Consider the following 14361-nt stretch of genomic DNA (forward strand, 5'->3'; position numbering starts at 1 on the left):
ACGGTGATTTTTATCACAAAGGAAATTCGTATCATTTATTGGTCATCTGAACGCCACTCTGCTGTAAATGGTCGCGCAGCCAACTTCCCGCCACGCCAGGCGGTGATTTCTTATTCCACAGCAGATCGATAGAGATAGCCTTTGGCCAGCCGGGCAGCATCAATTGAACCAGCGGTTTTTCTGCCGCAAACTCCTCCACCAGCGCACAAGGGAGCGCGCACCAGCCGAATCCCTGCACCGCCATACTCAGCAGCAACAAATAGTTAGGCGCCGACCAGACGGGGCCGCGCGCCACGTTGGTGCCGCTCTCCAGATAGGTATTCAGCCGCAGCTCTCGCCAGGTATGTAGCTGTTCCCACTGCAGTTTTTCTTGAGTCGCCAGTGGATGTGATGCCGCAACGTATAATCCCATCCAGGTTTGCATCGGCAGACGCGTGACGCCCATGTCGGTCGGGTAATCCTCCCGCGCTTCGATCAACCCAACCTGAGCACGTCCTTTTTGCAGCAGATCGATCACGTCTTCATCTTCGCCAATCAGACATTCAAACTCGGTATGGGGAAACTTGTGGTCAAACTGCACCATCAATTCTTCCAGCACATCCGGATGCAGCGTGTCAGACAAAACGAAGGTCAGACGCGCTTCCGTTTCACCCGACAGCGAAATTGCTGCCTCATCAAGACGTTCGCTGGCCGTCAAAATTGCCTGCACATAGCCCAGCACCCGCTTACCTTCTTCGGTTAGCGTCGGCTGACGTGATGAGCGGTCAAACAGCGCAAAACCAAGATCGGCTTCCAGATGCGCAATGGCCGTGCTGATGGTGGACTGACTTTTACGCAGCCGCCGAGCCGCAGCAGAAAATGAGCCGCAGGAAACGGTCTCCACAAATGCCGTTAACGCTTCAGGAGAGTAACGCATGAACTATCTACTTTATCGATGGATACTATCTTTTAGATATCACATAAAACGATAAAATTGCCACCATTCCGTTATCCGGGCATCAAAGAAGGTTTTAGATTATGCAACACGATACAGTCCAACGCCGCTCGTTACTGGAGCGAATTTTTCATGCCGTCTGCTTTGAAGGCATTGCCACCGCGATCCTCGCACCAACCACCGCATGGTTGATGCAGCGCTCGGTGCTGGAAATGGGCGGACTGACCATTCTTCTCGCCACGACGGCGATGATCTGGAATATCATTTATAACGCCCTGTTTGACCGACTGTGGCCGTCGCACCTGGTAAAACGTACGGCTAAAGTGCGGGCATTCCACGCCTTAGGCTTCGAGAGCGGTTTTATTGTCATCGGGGTGAGCATCGTGGCGTATGTGCTGAACGTCAGCCTGCTCCAGGCATTCACGTTGGAAATAGGTTTCTTCCTGTTCTTCCTGCCATACACCATGTTCTATAACTGGGCTTATGACACTTTACGCGAGCGCGTGATGAAGCGTCGCCAGCAGCGCGTTACTGCCTGATAATTCAAACAATAGCCGGAATCTTCTCGGTTCCGGCTTTTGATCCATTCACTCGCCCGCTTGTTGACACCTCCCCCAGCCCCTGCCATTTGTGGTAAATTGCGCTTCTTTTTGTTTATTTTATAGTTGATACGTTCAAATAATGTCGAAATTTTGGTCAAAAGAAGAGACTCTCTGGAGCTTCGCACTATATGGGACTGCCGTCGGCGCAGGAACCCTCTTCCTCCCCATACAGCTGGGTTCTGCAGGCGCAGTGGTACTGTTTATCACCGCACTCGTCGCCTGGCCTTTAACCTACTGGCCGCACAAGGCGCTGTGCCAGTTTATCCTGTCCTCAAAAACCTCGGCAGGTGAAGGGATCACTGGTGCAGTTACGCACTACTACGGCAAAAAGATAGGCAGCCTGATCACGACCCTCTATTTTATTGCCTTCTTTGTGGTGGTACTGATCTACGCCGTGGCGATAACCAATTCACTCACTGAACAACTGGCAAAACATATCGCCATCGATCTGCGTGTTCGCATGCTGGTCAGTCTTGGCGTGGTGCTGGTGCTGAACCTGATTTTTCTGATGGGCCGACAAGCAACCATTCGGGTAATGGGCTTTCTGGTGTTCCCGCTCATCGCGTACTTTTTGTTCCTTTCGCTCTACCTGACCGGAAGCTGGCAGCCAACGCTACTCACCGGCCAGATGTCTTTCGATCAGCACACGCTTCATCAGGTTTGGATATCTATTCCCGTGATGGTTTTCGCTTTTAGCCATACGCCAATTATCTCGACGTTCGCCATCGACCGACGTGAGAAATACGGCGAGCAGGCCATGGGTAAATGCAAAAAAATCATGAAGGTAGCCTACGTCATCATCTGCCTGAGCGTGCTGTTTTTCGTCTTCAGCTGTTTGCTTTCGATTCCGACAAACTATATCGAGGACGCGAAGAATGAAGGGGTGACCATTCTGTCAGCGCTATCGATGATGCCAAACGCACCAGCATGGCTGTCAATTTCTGGGATCATTGTCGCCGTCGTGGCGATGTCAAAATCGTTCCTCGGCACCTACTTTGGCGTGATTGAAGGGGCAACCGAGGTGGTAAAAACATCGTTGCATCAGGTGGGAGTGAAGAAAAGCCGGGCCTTTAACCGCGCCCTGTCCATTATGCTGGTTTCGACCATTACGTTTATCATTTGCTGCATTAACCCTAATGCAATTTCAATGATTTACGCGATTAGCGGGCCGCTGATTGCCATGATTCTGTTTATCATGCCGACATTATCTACCTATCTGATCCCGGCGCTAAAGCCGTACCGTTCAGTGGGAAATCTGATCACCCTGATTGTCGGTCTGCTGTGCGTATCTGTGATGTTTTTTGGCTAGAACGTGTTTTTAACGGCTCATTCATCAGTATGTGGATGAGCCGTTAAACTGACTTATTTGATGTACGAATCGAGTACCTTCAAAACCACATCCAAATCTTCTTCGCGCTTAATTTCATCGCCCTGATGCACAATGTGCTCGGTCAGATGACCTTTAATCACCTCGCGCATTAACCCGTTTACCGCACCGCGGATCGCCGCTATTTGCTGCAATACCGCCGCGCATTCATGCGGTTCATCCAGCATGGTTTTCAACGCCGCTACCTGCCCCTGAATCTTACTGGCTCGGGCTTTCAGCTTTTGTTTGTCGCGGATCGTGTGTGACATAGCAATACCTTTTCAACGTCTGGCTGGAGCGACAATACCATCGTCATTCTACTGGGGGGTAGTATTTAATACTGGGGGGGAGTAGAATCTGGCAAAATTAAACAACTAAGAATCATTCTCATGGGTGAGTTTTCTACGCTTCTTCAGCAAGGCAACGCCTGGTTTTTCATTCCCAGCGCGATTCTATTAGGAGTGTTACACGGTCTGGAACCGGGGCATTCCAAGACGATGATGGCGGCCTTTATTATTGCCATTAAGGGGACCATCAAACAGGCGGTGATGCTGGGGCTGGCGGCAACGTTGTCGCATACCGCAGTGGTATGGCTGATTGCGCTCGGTGGGATGTATATCAGCAAAGCGTTTACTGCCCAGGCCGTTGAGCCCTGGCTGCAGTTTGTCTCGGCGATTATTATTCTCGGGACCGCATTCTGGATGTTCTGGCGAACCTGGCAGGGAGAACAGAACTGGCTGACCCAGACGCATCATGACCACGATCATGATGACCATCACCACCATCATAACCACGGTGAAGCTCACCACCATCATCACGAACATGACCACGACCACGATCATAACCATGCTGCGTTAGCAGGGCTGAGCGAAGATTCAAAAGCGTATCAGGACGCCCACGAGCGGGCACATGCTACCGATATTCAGCGCCGCTTTGCAGGCAAAGAGGTCACCAACGGCCAAATATTATTGTTTGGTCTGACCGGCGGGTTGATCCCCTGCCCTGCCGCCATTACGGTACTGCTGATTTGCATCCAGCTCAAAGCCTTCACGCTGGGTGCCACTATGGTGCTGTGCTTCAGCCTCGGGCTGGCGCTAACGCTGGTAACGGTGGGCGTGGGAGCGGCAATCAGCGTGCAGCAGGCGGCCAAACGCTGGAGCGGATTTAACACACTGGCACGCAAAGCGCCCTATTTTTCCAGCGCGCTTATCGCGATGGTCGGCTTATATATGGGGATTCACGGCTATATGGGGATCGTCGGTTAACGAGCAGAGAGCGCAGCAGCGATTGCCGCTGCGCATCAAACCAGGCTAGCTTGCGACGTTCCCCCACACCAGTTGGCCTTTATGGAAGGTCGCGGTGCGTGGGGAGATTCGCGCGACCGCTTCCGCTGAGCAGGAGGCATCCACCAGTACAAAGCTGGCTTCATCCTGCGCCTTCGGCCAGACGCGCTCACCTTTATCGTTAAGCGGCAGCACATCGCCGGTGGCGAGGAACAGCGCCCGCGACAGGTTGAGTTCATTGGGACGAATATACAGCTGCGCGTACAGATTCGCCTTCTCCAGCATGTCTCCAAGCCCGTACGGCGACCAGTGGTCAATCACACTGTCGGTCCCGGTAATCACTTCCACGCCTTTGTCACGCAACTGCTTGAGCGGCATATGCAAGGTACCGATCGGTACCGTCGAGGCAATGGTAATCTGCTGCGCCGCCATGCGGCTCGCCAGCGCATCCACCTGCTGTTCGTTCAGCGTCGCCAGCGCAAATGCGTGGCTGATGGTCAGTTTGCCCTTCAACTGCGGCGTTTTCTCCACCGTTTCCACCATGTAATTCACCGCCGCAACGCCTGCCGGGCTGGTTTCATGCAGATGGATATCCACGCCTTTATCGTAATCCAGCGCAATCTGGAACATGGTGTCGAGGGATTTTTCCATCGCCCCGTCCACGCTGGTTGGGTCCAGACCGCCGACGTAATGCGCCCCCGCCTGCATTGCTTCACGCATCAACGGTTCAGACTTCGATAACAGCAGGCCATGCTGCGGAAACGCCACGATTTCACAGGCAAAACCCGGCTGGCGACGCGCCAGCACCGCCTGCAGATTTTCCAGGTTTTTCAGCCCGGAAACCGGTTCGATATTGCAATGGCTGCGGGCGATCGAGGTGCCCTTTGATTGCAGCAGATCGATGAGCTTTTCCGCGCGCTCCTGCGTGTAAGGCTGGAGTTCAGGCAGCAGCTTTTGCTCAAGGCGGATCATATCCTGAATGGTGGTGCCAGCCGGGCGATTCAGCGAACGCCAGGGACCGCCGTAAAAGGTTTTATCCAGATGGATGTGCATGTCGCGCATGGCGGGCAGCATCAGCTTTCCACCCGCATCGTAGTGCGGCAGCGTCGCATCCGGATGCTGCTTATTCTCACGCAGGGCAACAATTTTCCCGTCCTGAATTTCAACGGTTTGCAGCGCGGTACGGGTATGCACCACCACCGAGTTTTCGTAATCAAACCCCGCTTCCAGCAGGACGTTATCCAGGTAATAGTGCTTATCGTTAATCGTCATTGTGCTCTTCGCCCCGCAGGTGTTCCCGACAGGATTAGCAGCATACGCGACTGGAGCCACTGCGCCAAACAGCGCGGCAGCGGTCACCATTTTTCCGCTCTGACTTAAAAATTCACGGCGGCTGTTACTTTCCTTCATTCACATTTCCTCTCAGGAATGGACAATATGGGTGCCCGTTTCGCCGCGCAGTGCGGCCGGCAGGCATTCCGGCGTGGTGATGATTACTCGCTTACCGCCACGCGCCAGGAACGCCAGACTGGCAACGATTTTGGGTAACATGCTCCCCGGCGGGAAATGTCCCTCCTGCATGTAACGGGTCATCGTTGCGACATCCACCGTATCCAGCGCCTGCTGGTTGGGTTTGCCAAAATGAATACAGACCTGCTCGACGCCGGTGGTGATCACCAGAATGTCAGCGCGGATCTCCTGCGCCAGCAGAGCCGTGGAGAGATCTTTATCAATCACCGCATCCACACTCTGATAATCCCCCTGATCGCTACGCACCACCGGGATCCCACCGCCACCCGCGCCAATCACCACAAAGCCTTGCTGGGTCAGCGTTTTGATTGCCTCCGCCTCGACAATACGCTTCGGTTCCGGAGAGGCGACGACCCGGCGGTAGCCGCGTCCCGAATCTTCAACAAAGCGCCAGCCAGGATTGACCCGCTGCAGTTCATCGCGCTGCGCTTCGCTAAAGAACGCGCCGATAGGCTTGGTCGGGTTAGAGAAGCCCGGATCGTTTTTGTCGACCTCCACCTGCGTGACCACCGTAACCGCCTTCTGCTCACCGCGCCGCGCCAGGCGGTTGTTCAGCGCCTGTTGGATCAGATAGCCGATCCCGCCCTGCGTATCGGCGACGCAGTTTGCCAGCGGGGTGAGCGGCAACCCTTCACGCTCATGCGCGATTTCCGCACGCCGTAGATCCAGCCCCACCTGCGGCCCGTTTCCGTGCGTCAGCACAATGTTGTAGTCCGATGCCAACATCTCCAGCACCGTGTCCGCCACCGCTTTCACCGCTTCAGCCTGGTGCTCAATCGACTGGCTGGCGTTATCTTTGATAATGCTGTTGCCGCCAATGGCAACGACCACAAGTTCTTTCATAGTGTTATCTTCCGCTTACAGGCGATTCAGGTCGTTTTCGTCGGTTCCTGCTCAGGCGCAGTCACCGCTTCACGGCTATCAAGAACATGCTTGAGGACAAACATGCCGCTCATCATCAGGTAGGCCACAACAAACATCATCGAACTGCCTTCTGCAAAGCCAACCGCCGGAGAGTGAATCACACCAAACAGCGATAACAGCGCGCCAAAAGCTGCGGCAATCGCCCCACGCAGCGGCTTATTCATAATGGCGAAGATAGCGACGCAGCCCCACAGCATACTGGCCAGCGGCGCACCGCTTCCCAGATGCACCAGCCCATCGTAATAGACACCTTTGCTGTGCAGCAGGTCGCTGCCCAGTTTCCCCGCGGATGTTCCGGCGGCGCCCATCACGCTGTTGACGATGGTCAACGCCCAGTTAGCGATCCACGGGAACAAGCAGATAAAGATAACGGGAACCTCGACTTTGGGCGTCTCTCGCACCACCTGGTTGGCGGTCACCACGCCGATAAACACCAGAATCGGCACTATCGCAGTCATCGGAATAATCGCGAGCATAAACGCCCCCAGCCCAAACAGCGGTACCAGGAACATGGTGATGCCTGAAGCGAGGGTATAACCGATGCTGGCCCCCATCGCTTTCCAGCCCGCATGCCCAACATATACGGTCACCGGGAATGGGTTGCCCAGCATGCAGCCGAGCATGGAGGCAAAACCGTTCGCCATCATGACCTTACGGGTGTTGTACTCATCCCCCGCCGCATGCGCACTTTCAATATTCTCAAGGTCAAAAATGTAGTTCGCCAGACCCAGAGGAACCGCAGAAGCCAGGTACGGCAGCGCGTGCGGCAACCCCTGCAGGAAGCTGTCGACATGGATTTCCGGCGGATTGAAGCCAAAGGAAGACATCGAAGATTTAATGGCTTCCGGGCTTTGCAAACCGGAGATCCACGCCAACGCTGTACCGGCAATCAGCAACAGCAAACCGGTAGGGATGCGGGCAAAAATCGGCTTCTTACCGAACCAGTTAATGAAGATCAACAACAAGACGATGAAAGAGACGGTCGGCGCTTCGAATGCCTGCAGCATCGGGTTCATCGCCAGCAGCAACAGTCCCAGACCGGACAGACAAGAAAGTAATACCGTACGCGGGATCATCTTGCGGATGGTCTCGCCCAGGAAGGAGCCGCCGACCAGGATCAACGCTTCTACAAAGCACCACACCAGAGCTATCTGGATAGCAAAGTTGGCATCTTTGGTTTGCTGATATACCGGCATTAGCACCAGGAAGGTCACGGTAAAAATTGACGGTGCGCTCGGCCCGGACGGCAGCGCCGTCACGTCTTTACGCCCGGTGTGCTTTGCCATCTGCAGGCCAAACCAGGCGTAGCAGACGCTGGCCACCAGCACCGCCAGACCAAAGGCAGGCGCAATGCGACCATAGACAATTTCGGTAGGGATCCCGACGACAAAAATGAGCAGCCCCATCATTGTCAGCAGGTTAGTCAGGTTGTTGGTCATCAGCCCAAAGTAAGCAGCCCAGTCACCACGTTTCCATTCTAGTTTTATGCTGTTCATGGAATATCCTTAACAGGTTAAGCATCGTTTGCGATCCCGGGGATCGCCCAGCCCTGCAGGTAAGCAACGTTTTTCGCTTCGCTACTGTGGGGCTAACAGCGTTAGCCCCGATTGTTGTTATTGGCAGTAGCGGTCGCGCCAGTTGAGGATCGCCTTTTCAAAACAGGCGAACGGCGGATGGACTATTCCGGCGCCGATCATGCCGATCCCCGCATCTTTGTGCGCAATTGCGGTGTTAATCACCGGCAGAATGCCGGTGCTACCCACGCGCGTAATGTCGATAGCGGTCGGTACACCCATAAAACCAAGTAACGGAATGGTAACGTTGGGGTTTTCGCCGAGAGTGATTTCACGCATCTGGCGAGAGAAATCGACCGCCTCTTCAACCGTACCGCCTACCAGCGCCACGATGGCCGGTGCCGTGGCCATGGCAAAACCGCCGATGCCGTAGGTTTCGGTAATTGCGCTATCACCGATATCACGTCCGGAATCTTCGGGCTTATAGCCCGCAAACATCGGGCCAATCACCTGCTGCGCCGGACCGGTAAACCACTGACCCGGTAAGCCGCTGATGCGCAGACCGAATTCAACGCCGTTACGTGCCATCGTCGTAACTACGGTGCTGTATTCGATCCCGTGTGCGGCGTCCATTGCGGCTTTACACATCGCCATCCAGGTCGGTCCGGAGAAGTAATCGCTGCTGAGGACGAACTCGAATACCTCACGCTGCTGCTCAACCGGATAGCCAGTCTGAATAATCCACGGCGTCAGTGCCTGTATCAGTAGCGCCGTCCCGGCGTTATTGCGGTTATGGCACTCATCGCCCATGTGCAGCGCCTGCGCCAGCATCAGGCGCAGATCGATTTCGCCCGCCAGCTTCATGGCGTCGCGCAGCATCGGTCCCATCACATCGCGCATCCAGTTCAGGCGATCGATAACGCTCTGATCGTTCGCGCCCATGCGCAGGATCTTCGCCATCTGCTCGCTCATATTGGTGTATGCGCGGTTGCCGTAGGTTTTGTTCTCGACGATGTGCATAAACATCGACGCCGACGTCACACCCGCCATCGAACCGACACAGTCATGCTCGTGGCACGGTGAGAAGATGATTTCACCCGAGGCGGCCAGGTCGGCGGCTTCATCCAGATCTTTCGCCAGCCCCTCAAACACCAAAGCCCCGGTGACCGCGCCCTTCATTGCGCCGCACATTTTTTCCCAGCAGATGGGCGGTCCGGCGTGTAGGATGGTGTTGCGGGTCATGCCCGGCACGACGTTGATCGCCTGGTCATAGCCAATCAGCACCGGATGCGACTGGATAATGCGTTCCAGCGCCTGCTGGTTAGCGGCAGCGATTTTGTCAGCCAGCGGCGAATCGGCAATTTCGTCCAGTGCGGCCACGACCTGCATGTTGCCCTGGCCCGGCGGCGTCCAGTCGAGCTGGGTCACGGGAACATTCTGCTTTTTCAGGTCATCGCTGAACATCGCGATGCCGACGTTAATCACATTCAGCGGCTGGTTAAACAGTGTCTGGCTCATCAGGCTTCCTCCCCTTTACAGATAAATTCACGCGCCAGCAATCCGGTATTGGTGCTACTGCTCGCCCAGATCACGCCTGCATCGGTCAGCATCTGGCACTGTTTTTCCAGCAACGGCGTATCGAGATCGGTTCCCAGCACGTAGCCGAGGATCTCAAGCGGACGCCCCTCTGCGGCGGCGATCGCTTTGGCTTCGACGATCGCCTCGATCATCACGCCAACCGGATCTTCATGTGATCCATATCCAAGAACGAAGTCCATAACGATCACGCCGACTTCAGGATCGCGTGCTTCCTGCAACAGACGACTAATGCGGTTGGTTGGATCGATCATCGGGTGCGGTTTACCGTTGGTAAAATCGTCATCTCCGAAATCAAGGAAGGTATGTCCCACGCTGCGGTTGAGATCTGTCAGGCGAAAAGCCGGATCCGGATGAATGTTGCTGTAAACCTCCGCATGTTTTTCCATGGCAGCAAACATCGCCTCATCGCACAGCGTGCCGCCACAGAACAAGCCGCGAATGTACTTTTGCTGCGGGGTCAGGCGGGCGCGGACCTCTTCAATCAGCGGCCAGTTGAGCGGATGCAGATCCAGACTCTCTTTTTTCACGCCAGTCAGCAGTACCGCTTTCAGCGCCGCCTCTTTAGTGCCGCGTGCAAACAGCAGACCGTTTTCATCCGCAGGCGCGGCTTCACGTCCGAGGAAACACACCACGACGGGCTTATGGCAGGCGCGCGCACGTTCCAGCACCTTGCGCGCCACTGTTGGCGCAGGAGGTTTGGAGATAAGCGCGATGATCTCGGTTTGCGGATCGGCCTCCAGCATGCCAATCGCGTCAAGCATCATCAGGCCGCCAATCTTTTCGCTCAGATCGCGTCCACCGGTGCCAATCAGTTGGGAAATCCCGCCGCCAAACTCGTGAATACGTACGCTCAGCTCCTGGCTACCGGTACCGGAGGCACCAACAATTCCGATGTTGCCACGACGCACCGCATTGCCAAAACACAGCGCCGCGCCGTTAATAATGGCGGTTCCGCAATCGGGCCCCATCATCAGCAGCCCTTTTTCATGCGCCAGCTGCTTGAGCGCCAGTTCGTCTTCAAGAGAGACGTTGTCAGAGAACAGCATCACGTTGAGGTTATTTTGCAGCGCCTGACGCGCTTCACGCGCGGCAAACAGACCATTGACCGAGATCACCGCCAGGTTGCTGTCAGGAACATGCTTCTTCGCACTGGCAAGCGTGGCATAGCGCGCTTCATGCTGCCCCCCCTGCTCTTTATGCGTAAACAAATCTTCAATCGCCACCAGCGTCTGATCGTTCGCCGCCTCGCTGGCGCCTTTAATGACAATCATCAGGTCGCCACTTTTCGCCTCTTCAAGTTCAGGCGTGAGCAGACCGAGATTCTTCAGTACGCCCTTATTCATTTCTGTCGCCATAGCCACGAACGCCTGCTCAACGCCATCGAGCTTATTTGCGCGTGTGGAGATAGACATCAGTGAGACAGAATCAAAATACGTATTCTTTTTAACAACTATCCTGATCGACATAATTCCCTCCGGACCTGTGGCTCAGGGCGCAGGCGTCCGCCATGCCATACAGCATGTCGCAGCCAGAACTTGAGCCGATATTTTTAATGTCAGTAATATATTGCGTAGAAACGGGTTGTTGCTCTGTAATAATATGGTTCAGCAGCCGTCCGACGCTTTCTCGATAACGTTGATGAAAGGCTTCCTCTAGCGTTATTTTGCTGAGTAGCGTGGTATTATTTCCGGCACGTTGTAAGGCTGCTAAAAAATCATCACGATATTTCCCCAGCGGATGTCCCGGAATAAATAAAATAGTGCTTAAACCCACTAAATAATCATCAGATGAAGGCGTCAGACCAATCCCCAGACCAATTAAATGGCTGACCGCTGTAGAGATATTTTCTCCTGTCTGCAACGCCGCCAGTAATGTTTGTCGGCGACTCAGTAATTGGCGGGTGATTTCCAGATAAAACGGGTTATCACCCTGGTACAGAAATAATGTGTCAGCGCTTCTTATCTGTTGGCGGATAACCTCTTCCCAGCGCAGCCAGCGGATTGCAGCAAGGCTTATTGCATCAAGCCTCCACCGTGGTATGCGCCATGGCAGACAACCGGAAGTTTCTATCCATTTATCGTTGCCAACGGCTATCCCCGATTCGGTAAAACTGACTCTCTCACCGGGGTGAAACAGCTCTTCACAATGCGTCAGCGCCAGCCGACAGCTGTTAGGCGCGTTATCACAACCTTCACTCAGTAACGTCAGCAACCGCTGCTGTTCGGGTATCAACAGGTTTACCGCGCGGGAAAAAACCTGTTCAACCCGTCCCGTTCCCCGGAAAGCGAGAAACGCGCCGTCTGCGGTTAGCGCCCGTACGCATCGCCGTGATGGCGTAGCGATAGTGGCGCTCCTCTGTCAGGCTCCGGCCGCAATCAGCAGCTCGGCAATTTCGTGGTATCCCTTCTCCCGCGCCAGCTCCAGCGGGGTTTTACCGTATTTATCCGTCATGTGCGGGTTTGCGCCATGGTCGAGCAGCAGCTTGACGATTTCCTGCTGTTTCGCGCCGCCGTCATTAAGCACGATGGCTTCCAGTAACGGCGTCCAGCCGACAAAGTTGGTATGATTAACATTGATATCGGTACGCAGCAGCAGTTCGCGCACGATCTCTACATGACCTTTTTCGCTGGCAGGCGTAATACCGACGCCGCCAAAACGGCTCAGGCAATTGAGATCGGGATTGGCCGGTAATACGGTACGCAGCAGCGTTAAATCGTTAGTCAGACAGCTAATCAGGAATGGATTAAAACAGGTTTGATCCTGTTTATTAATATCGGCACCGGCGGCAATCAATAAAGAAACACAGTCATAATGTTTATTCAGGCTGGCAATAATTATGGCAGTGCGCCCCTGGCGGTTAGTGGCATTAATATCCACATTTTTTGCCAGGCAGGATTTTAATCCATCGGCATCACCCTGCTCTGCCGCCAGCAGAAATTCAGTAATGAGTTCTTTCTCTGACATAATCGCTCTCCTGCAGTTTTTTAGACTTTTAAATATCCGATAAGCTGAGAATAGCAACAGAGTGCAGAGAATAATATCCGCTTAAATTTCATTCATCGTAAGCGTGTCGATTATTGAATCAAATTTAACAATGAGAACAAAACGTGCTGTAGTGCAATCTTTTCCTTATGACAGAGCCGCTTTTAGCCATTAATCAGTTGTCAGGAAAATCAGGCGTGATGCTACACGGATAGCGGCCTGCAATTAATATACAGAAGTGTGATTACCTTCAAATCAATTGTAAAACTAGTGTTAAATTCTGTTCAAAACTGATTGCTCTGCATAAGGATTACAAATACATTCAACAATCATCGCGTCGCGGATGTGCGTTTGTCGCCGGAGGGGAGGAAGATGAATTCAATTTTTACCGAGGAAAACCTGCTGGCATTTACGATGGCAGCCCGCTACAGCAGCTTCAGCAAGGCGGCTGAGGAACTTGGCTTAACCACATCAGCAATTAGTTACACCATTAAGCGCATGGAGCTGGGGCTCGACGTGGTGCTGTTTACCCGCAGTACCCGCAGCATTGAGCTGACCGAGTCCGGACGCTATCTGTTTCGCAAGGCGACCGACCTGCTCAACGATTTCCACGCCATCAAGCGCAGTATTGATACTATTGCTCAGGGCATTGAAGCCCGGGTACGCATCTGTATTAATCAACTGTTGTATACCCCTCAACATACGGCACGACTGCTGCAGGTTCTCAAGAAACAGTTTCCAACCTGCCAGATAACCGTCACCACTGAGGTGTATAACGGCGTCTGGGATTCGATCATTAACAACCTCGCCAACATCGCTATCGGCGCGCCGGATACGTTACTGGACGGCGGGGGGATTGATTACACCGAGATCGGCGCGATCCGTTGGTCGTTTGCGATTGCCCCGGATCATCCGCTGGCTTTTATGCCTGAACCGATTTCTGAGAGCCAGTTGCGCCTGTACCCGAACATCATGGTGGAAGACACCGCCCACACCATCAACAAGAAGGTCGGCTGGCTGTTACACGGACAGGAGTCGATTCTGGTTCCTGATTTTAATACCAAATGCCAGTGCCAGATCCTGGGTGAGGGCATCGGTTTTCTGCCGGACTATATGGTGCGCGAGGCGATGGAAAAGTCGTTGCTGGTCACGCGGCAGATCCACAACCCGCGTCAGGATTCACGGATGCTGCTGGCGACCCAGCATTCGGCCACCGGTCGTGTAACCCAATGGATTAAAAAAGAGTTTGGCCCACAAGGGGTATTGACGGGAATTTATCAGGATTTGCTGCATCGGGAGTGATGCGCCGGACGGCGGTCATGCCTTCCGGCGCACGTAAGATTATCAGGCGCGAATATCGTCGTACTCGCGGGTTTTATCAAACTCATGTTTGGCAAACGGGCACAGCGGAATAACTTTGCGGTTTTCGGCGCGCATTTTCTCCACCACCTTCGCCACCAGCAGTTTACCGACCCCCTGGCCTTTCAGGCTGGGGTCGACATCGGTATGTTCAATGATGCTCAGATGCTCACCCGTCGGCACGAAGACAATCTCGGCAACCTGATTGCCTTCGGCATCGTTAACATAATATTTGTTGTGGCCTGCAAGAATTTCCATGGTCCCCTCA

General features: G+C 54.1%; 14 protein-coding genes. 4 read left to right on the forward strand and 10 right to left on the reverse strand.

Annotated elements, in window-relative coordinates; all coding sequences use genetic code 11:
- Positions 1-31 precede the first annotated feature (31 nt).
- Positions 32-916 (reverse strand): LysR family transcriptional regulator, encoded by an 885-nt coding sequence (locus N0B36_RS13300; protein ID WP_016154289.1) that lies wholly within the window; start codon positions 914-916, stop codon positions 32-34.
- A 101-nt stretch (positions 917-1017) separates the two neighbouring features.
- Between N0B36_RS13300 and N0B36_RS13305 the strand changes: the two genes are divergently transcribed.
- Complete coding sequence (locus N0B36_RS13305; protein ID WP_016154290.1) at positions 1018-1473, forward strand: multidrug/biocide efflux PACE transporter; 456 nt, start codon at positions 1018-1020, stop codon at positions 1471-1473.
- 142 nt (positions 1474-1615) lie between these two features.
- Positions 1616-2845 carry an amino acid permease gene (locus tag N0B36_RS13310; RefSeq protein WP_029139645.1) on the forward strand — a complete coding sequence of 410 codons (1230 nt, stop codon included), beginning with the start codon at positions 1616-1618 and terminating at the stop codon, positions 2843-2845.
- 53 nt (positions 2846-2898) lie between these two features.
- On the opposite strand, the gene rcnR is transcribed toward N0B36_RS13310, so the two are convergent.
- Positions 2899-3171 (reverse strand): Ni(II)/Co(II)-binding transcriptional repressor RcnR, encoded by a 273-nt coding sequence (gene rcnR / locus N0B36_RS13315; RefSeq protein WP_016154292.1) that lies wholly within the window; start codon positions 3169-3171, stop codon positions 2899-2901.
- A 120-nt stretch (positions 3172-3291) separates the two neighbouring features.
- On the opposite strand from rcnR, the gene N0B36_RS13320 reads away from it, so the two are divergent.
- A complete protein-coding gene (locus N0B36_RS13320; RefSeq protein WP_141875606.1) occupies positions 3292-4167 on the forward strand; it encodes a nickel/cobalt efflux protein RcnA in 876 nt (291 codons plus the stop codon).
- 45 nt (positions 4168-4212) lie between these two features.
- Here N0B36_RS13320 and N0B36_RS13325 read toward each other — a convergent pair whose 3' ends face one another.
- The 7 genes from N0B36_RS13325 to N0B36_RS13355 form a co-directional block, all read right to left on the reverse strand.
- On the reverse strand, positions 4213-5595 hold the full coding sequence (locus tag N0B36_RS13325; protein WP_016157391.1) for an amidohydrolase family protein: 1383 nt from the start codon (positions 5593-5595) through the stop codon (positions 4213-4215).
- Positions 5596-5607: 12 nt separating this feature from the next.
- Positions 5608-6558 carry a carbamate kinase family protein gene (locus N0B36_RS13330; protein WP_046276124.1) on the reverse strand — a complete coding sequence of 317 codons (951 nt, stop codon included), beginning with the start codon at positions 6556-6558 and terminating at the stop codon, positions 5608-5610.
- A 26-nt stretch (positions 6559-6584) separates the two neighbouring features.
- On the reverse strand, positions 6585-8135 hold the full coding sequence (locus tag N0B36_RS13335; protein WP_016154296.1) for a hypothetical protein: 1551 nt from the start codon (positions 8133-8135) through the stop codon (positions 6585-6587).
- A 117-nt stretch (positions 8136-8252) separates the two neighbouring features.
- A complete protein-coding gene (locus N0B36_RS13340) occupies positions 8253-9671 on the reverse strand; it encodes a DUF1116 domain-containing protein (protein WP_016154297.1) in 1419 nt (472 codons plus the stop codon).
- Complete coding sequence (gene fdrA / locus N0B36_RS13345; RefSeq protein ID WP_200108192.1) at positions 9671-11218, reverse strand: acyl-CoA synthetase FdrA; 1548 nt, start codon at positions 11216-11218, stop codon at positions 9671-9673. Before fdrA ends, N0B36_RS13340 begins: the two co-directional genes overlap by 1 nt.
- Positions 11196-11984, reverse strand: a complete 789-nt coding sequence (locus tag N0B36_RS13350) for a DUF2877 domain-containing protein (RefSeq protein WP_259688479.1) — start codon at positions 11982-11984, stop codon at positions 11196-11198. The genes fdrA and N0B36_RS13350 overlap by 23 nt, the downstream gene beginning before the upstream one ends.
- Before the next feature lie 126 nt (positions 11985-12110).
- A complete protein-coding gene (locus N0B36_RS13355; protein ID WP_016157395.1) occupies positions 12111-12716 on the reverse strand; it encodes an ankyrin repeat domain-containing protein in 606 nt (201 codons plus the stop codon).
- A 390-nt stretch (positions 12717-13106) separates the two neighbouring features.
- Between N0B36_RS13355 and N0B36_RS13360 the strand changes: the two genes are divergently transcribed.
- Positions 13107-14036, forward strand: coding sequence for a LysR substrate-binding domain-containing protein (locus tag N0B36_RS13360; RefSeq protein ID WP_016154301.1), 930 nt, complete (start codon positions 13107-13109; stop codon positions 14034-14036).
- Between the two features lie 42 nt (positions 14037-14078).
- Here N0B36_RS13360 and N0B36_RS13365 read toward each other — a convergent pair whose 3' ends face one another.
- Positions 14079-14351, reverse strand: coding sequence for a GNAT family N-acetyltransferase (locus N0B36_RS13365; RefSeq protein WP_103766706.1), 273 nt, complete (start codon positions 14349-14351; stop codon positions 14079-14081).
- Positions 14352-14361 lie beyond the last annotated feature (10 nt).

This window comes from Citrobacter sp. XY323, assembly GCF_025106035.1.
GTDB classification, from domain to species: domain Bacteria; phylum Pseudomonadota; class Gammaproteobacteria; order Enterobacterales; family Enterobacteriaceae; genus Citrobacter; species Citrobacter braakii.

Excerpts from the sequence above, each read along its gene's own strand:
- rcnR (WP_016154292.1), bottom strand. The coding sequence starts at position 3,171 with ATGTCACACACGATCCGCGACAAACAAAAGCTGAAAGCCCGAGCCAGT.
- N0B36_RS13340 (WP_016154297.1), bottom strand. The coding sequence starts at position 9,671 with ATGAGCCAGACACTGTTTAACCAGCCGCTGAATGTGATTAACGTCGGC.
- N0B36_RS13325 (WP_016157391.1), bottom strand. The coding sequence starts at position 5,595 with ATGAAGGAAAGTAACAGCCGCCGTGAATTTTTAAGTCAGAGCGGAAAA.
- N0B36_RS13305 (WP_016154290.1), top strand. The coding sequence starts at position 1,018 with ATGCAACACGATACAGTCCAACGCCGCTCGTTACTGGAGCGAATTTTT.
- N0B36_RS13365 (WP_103766706.1), bottom strand. The coding sequence starts at position 14,351 with ATGGAAATTCTTGCAGGCCACAACAAATATTATGTTAACGATGCCGAA.
- N0B36_RS13335 (WP_016154296.1), bottom strand. The coding sequence starts at position 8,135 with ATGAACAGCATAAAACTAGAATGGAAACGTGGTGACTGGGCTGCTTAC.
- N0B36_RS13360 (WP_016154301.1), top strand. The coding sequence starts at position 13,107 with ATGAATTCAATTTTTACCGAGGAAAACCTGCTGGCATTTACGATGGCA.
- fdrA (WP_200108192.1), bottom strand. The coding sequence starts at position 11,218 with ATGTCGATCAGGATAGTTGTTAAAAAGAATACGTATTTTGATTCTGTC.
- N0B36_RS13320 (WP_141875606.1), top strand. The coding sequence starts at position 3,292 with ATGGGTGAGTTTTCTACGCTTCTTCAGCAAGGCAACGCCTGGTTTTTC.
- N0B36_RS13310 (WP_029139645.1), top strand. The coding sequence starts at position 1,616 with ATGTCGAAATTTTGGTCAAAAGAAGAGACTCTCTGGAGCTTCGCACTA.
- N0B36_RS13330 (WP_046276124.1), bottom strand. The coding sequence starts at position 6,558 with ATGAAAGAACTTGTGGTCGTTGCCATTGGCGGCAACAGCATTATCAAA.
- N0B36_RS13300 (WP_016154289.1), bottom strand. The coding sequence starts at position 916 with ATGCGTTACTCTCCTGAAGCGTTAACGGCATTTGTGGAGACCGTTTCC.
- N0B36_RS13355 (WP_016157395.1), bottom strand. The coding sequence starts at position 12,716 with ATGTCAGAGAAAGAACTCATTACTGAATTTCTGCTGGCGGCAGAGCAG.